The organism is Burkholderia sp. KCJ3K979, assembly GCF_016759955.1.
GTDB classification, from domain to species: Bacteria; Pseudomonadota; Gammaproteobacteria; order Burkholderiales; family Burkholderiaceae; genus Burkholderia; species Burkholderia orbicola.
This window is the reverse complement of the sequence record NZ_JACFYV010000354.1, coordinates 1-3,785: the sequence shown is the minus strand read 5'-3', so window position 1 is coordinate 3,785 and position 3,785 is coordinate 1. Positions and strand designations below refer to the sequence as shown.

The window sequence follows — 3,785 nt, the reverse complement described above, 5'->3', positions numbered from 1 at the left end:
GCGCTGTGGACGGCCGCGGCCGTCCACAGCGCGCGGCGATACGCGCGGGCGACGGTGTCGTCCGGCGCGTCGGGCCAGTCGTCGGCGAGACGCGGGCCGTCGGGCGCATCGGGAAACGCGATCGGCGCGCCGATGCGGCGCAGCAGCCGGTGTTCGTCCGCGAACCACGGCGCGCGCAGGTCCCACCAGCGCACCGATGAAAACACCGCGTCGAACCCGGCGGCTTCGAGTTGCGCGAGCGCGTCACGTGCATGGCCGGGCACCCCGGCGAGCACCGCGACGTCCGGGCGCGCACGGCGCAGCGCCGCGCGCCAGCCCGGCCACCAGTCGGCCGGCAGGTGATGCGGCGCGTCGATCAGGAAGCCGGCCGCGCCCGCGTCGGCGTACGTCGCGAGATGCCCGCACCACCACGCGGACAGCGCGTCGCGCACGGCTTCGTCGGCGGTGTTCGCATGCGCGATATCCAATGCGTGCGCGGTGCCGCGCGGATCGATCAGCGCGTCGTCGTGCGTGCGCTCGACGTACCAGTCAGGGTGCTCGGTGCGCAGCGGGTTGTCGCGCGCGATGCGGTCGGGCACGACTTCGAGCAGCAGGCGCAGCCCGTGGCCCTTCGCCAGTTGCGCGAGCCGCGAGAAGGTTTCGAGCGCGCTCGCGCGGGTCTCGAACGACTGGGCCGGCCGCCGGAAATCGGCGACGTGGCGCGGAAAGCCGGCCACGCTCGCGGCCCAGAACGCGCCGACCAGCACGTGATCGAAGCCCATCCCCGCGATGTGCGCGAAGGTTTGCGGCCACGCGTCGAGCGGCCCGACGAGGCGGGCGTCGCAGAAGTAGAGGTGCGGAGCGAACGGTGGTGTGGAGTCCATGGCGGGGCGTGAGCAGGTGGCGCGAGCGGTAAAGCCGGTGCGTCGCAACCTGCGTGCCTGCCGCGCGAACGTCAGCGGGACGGGGGCGTGGAGGGGAAGGCGGTTTGAAAGGGCCTGTCGTTTTTACATGAGCGCCAGGCCCACGTATGTACTACATGCGCGGTATGGAGCGAATATCCGAACTGTCGCCCGTCGCGGCATCATCGTCCGTCGTCGGAATCGGCACACCCGGGTCATACCGCACCACCGCGCCATGTTCGATCCGGTGCGGGAACGGCGGCGGCTCGTCCACCTGGTCGCCGAAGCGCGCACGCACGAACGCGCGCAGCAGCGCCTCGCGTGCCGTGTGGCCATGCGCGCCGCAGGTCGACGGGCCGTCGACGAACGTCGCGTCGCATTCGACCTCGTCGCCGTGGCGGGCGATCCGCAGGTCCTCCACGCGATCGAGCACCGCGCCCGCGTCGGCCCATGACGCCGACGGCGCGAACGGTGCGTCGAGATGCCGGAACGCGTCGCACGCGGCCGTCACGACGACGGTCGGCGCGACCGCCGTGAAGCGCAGCGTGTCTTCGTCATCGGCGCACAACGCGCGTGCGCACCAGTAGTCGAGATCCTTTCCGTCGAGTGCGTCGGTTCGCATGGGCTGCCTCCGTTCGATCGAAAAACGCGTCAGCGCGCAAGCGCCGTGCCCGTCGCGGGCGTCGAACGCATCCGCGCCACCAGCGGGTAGTGGTCCGACGCGTGCCGCGCCCGCGCGCTGCGGTGCACGACCACGTCGACCAGCAGCTCGCCCGGATGAATCCAGATCCGGTCCAGCGAGAACACCGGGCACACGGTCGGGAAGGTGCGCGGCGCCGGCGCACGGCGGAACCGCGTGACGAGCGCCTGCAGCGCGCGGCCGCGCACGAACCATTCGTTGATGTCGCCGAGCAGGATCACCGGCATCGCGCCCGTATCGAATGCCGCGAGCAGCCGCTGCACCTGCGCGCTGCGTTCGCTGGCCGACAGCCCGAGATGGGTCGCGACCACGCGGATCGGGCCCGTGCTGCAGTCGATGTCGGCGTCGAGCGCGCCGCGCGGCTCGCGCGGATGGAACGACAGGTCGAGCGTGCGCGCCGCGCGGATCGGGCAGCGCGACAGCACCGCGTTGCCGTAGCGGCGCTCGGGCGTGTCGATCGTCGGGCCGGCCACCGCGTGCATGCCGGTCGCGTCGCGCAGGTGCGCGAGCACGTCCGGCGCGCGCGTGCCGCCGAGCGGCACTTCCTGCAGCGCGATCACGTCCGCGTCGAGTTCGTCGATCACGGCCGCGATCCGGTCGACCGCACGCGCCGGCCACGCACCGTAGCCGCCGTGGATGTTGTAGGTCGCGATCCGCAGGTCGCGCCCGCCCGGCGCGGCGGCGGGCGCCGCGTCGGCGGTGACGACGTGCGGCGCCGGGGCCGGTTGTTGGCTCAGCGCCATCGTCGCAGCATCCTCACGAGCAGGACCGACACGCCGACCAGCGCGAGGCCGATCGCCGCGAGCCACGCGAACGCACCGGGCCCCGGATGGCTGAGCGCCGCGGTCAGCTGGTGCGCGAACGTGACGGTCAGCACGATGCCGGGCAGCATCCCGAGCGCGGTGCCGATCAGATAGTCGCGCAGCCCGATGTGCGACGCGCCGGCGACGAGGTTCACGACGGTGAACGGCGCGATCGGCAGCAGCCGCAGCACGGCCATCGCCACCACGCCGCGCCGGCCGATGTGCTCGCTCAGCCGGTTCGCGCGCGGGCCGGCGAGCCGGCGCACCGCGTCGCGCCCGAGCCAGCGGCCGAGCGCGTAGGTCGCGGCGGCGGCCGCCATCGAGCCGACGCCCGCATACGCGAAGCCCGGCCACGCGCCGAACACGAGCCCCGTCGCGGCGATCAGCAGCGTGATCGGCACCGCGCAGGTCGCCGCCACCACGTAGGCCGCGAGCAGCAGCACCGGCGCGGCCGGCAGCCGCGCGATGCCGGCCACCGCGTGCGACAGCGACGCGACGTTCAGGTGTGCGCCCAGCGGCGTGAAGCGCCACGCGAGCGCCAGCGCGGCGATCGCGAGCACGATCGCGCCCAGCACGAAAAAGCGCGCGGTGAGCGAGCGGTGCTGTTCGTGCGGCACGAATTCGCGGACGAACCGGTCGGGCTCGATCGGCTGCTCGGGGTCGAGCCGCGCGCTGACCGGCACGAGCGCCTCGAATTGCGGCGACACGGCCGGATCGAGCGTGCGCAGCGTGCGGCCAGGCTTCGCGCGCAGCCGGTCGAGTACGACGTTCGGCCGTTCCCCACACGCGAACGCTTCGGCCACAGCCGCAGGCGTCGTGCCGAGATGCTCGGCCAGCAGCCGCTCGCGCATGCCGGCGATCGCGCCGCGGATGCGCGGATCACCGGCCGCGACGAGCGCGATGCAGCATTCGGTATCGAGCACCATCGAGCGGTTATTGAGGTTCGCGCTGCCGATCACGATGCATTCGTCGTCGACGATCGCGATCTTGCTGTGCACGTTCACGCACCCGTCGCCGAGCCCGTCGACGTGCGGATACAGCAGCCGGTAGCGGTCGAAGCGGTCGGCCGACGCGAGCGTCGCGTGCAGCCGCGCGCGCAGCACGCCCATCGTCGCTTCCTGCAGCCAGCCGCTCTGCACGCGCGGCGCGACGACGGTGACGTCCGGCCCGTCTGTATCGGCGAGGCGCGCGGACAACGATTCGCGCACCACCGCCGCGGTGAAATACTGGTTTTCGACATACAGGTGCCGCTGCGCGGCGCGGATCGTGTCCTCGACCAGCGCGCGCACCTGCCGCACCGGTTCACGCCCGCCGTGGCGCGGCGCCGTATAGGCGATGCCGAGCTGCACGTCGTGCACGTCGACGCGCGCCTCGCGCGGCCACGGATCGTCGTCGTCGGGC

At 72.9% G+C, this 3,785-nt stretch carries 3 protein-coding genes and 1 pseudogene; all 4 read right to left on the bottom strand.

Annotated elements, in window-relative coordinates; all coding sequences use genetic code 11:
* A pseudogene (locus H3O04_RS34450) lies at nucleotides 1-863 on the bottom strand (DUF3416 domain-containing protein); the annotation flags it as partial.
* A gap of 151 nt (nucleotides 864-1,014) precedes the next feature.
* On the bottom strand, nucleotides 1,015-1,503 hold the full coding sequence (locus tag H3O04_RS34445) for a phage protein NinX family protein (protein ID WP_023478139.1): 489 nt from the start codon (nucleotides 1,501-1,503) through the stop codon (nucleotides 1,015-1,017).
* A gap of 29 nt (nucleotides 1,504-1,532) precedes the next feature.
* Nucleotides 1,533-2,324, bottom strand: a complete 792-nt coding sequence (locus tag H3O04_RS34440; RefSeq protein WP_105798007.1) for an endonuclease/exonuclease/phosphatase family protein — start codon at nucleotides 2,322-2,324, stop codon at nucleotides 1,533-1,535.
* A partial coding sequence (locus tag H3O04_RS34435) for a VTT domain-containing protein (protein ID WP_202589419.1) occupies nucleotides 2,315-3,785 on the bottom strand: 1,471 nt, incomplete at its 5' end. The genes H3O04_RS34440 and H3O04_RS34435, both read right to left, overlap by 10 nt.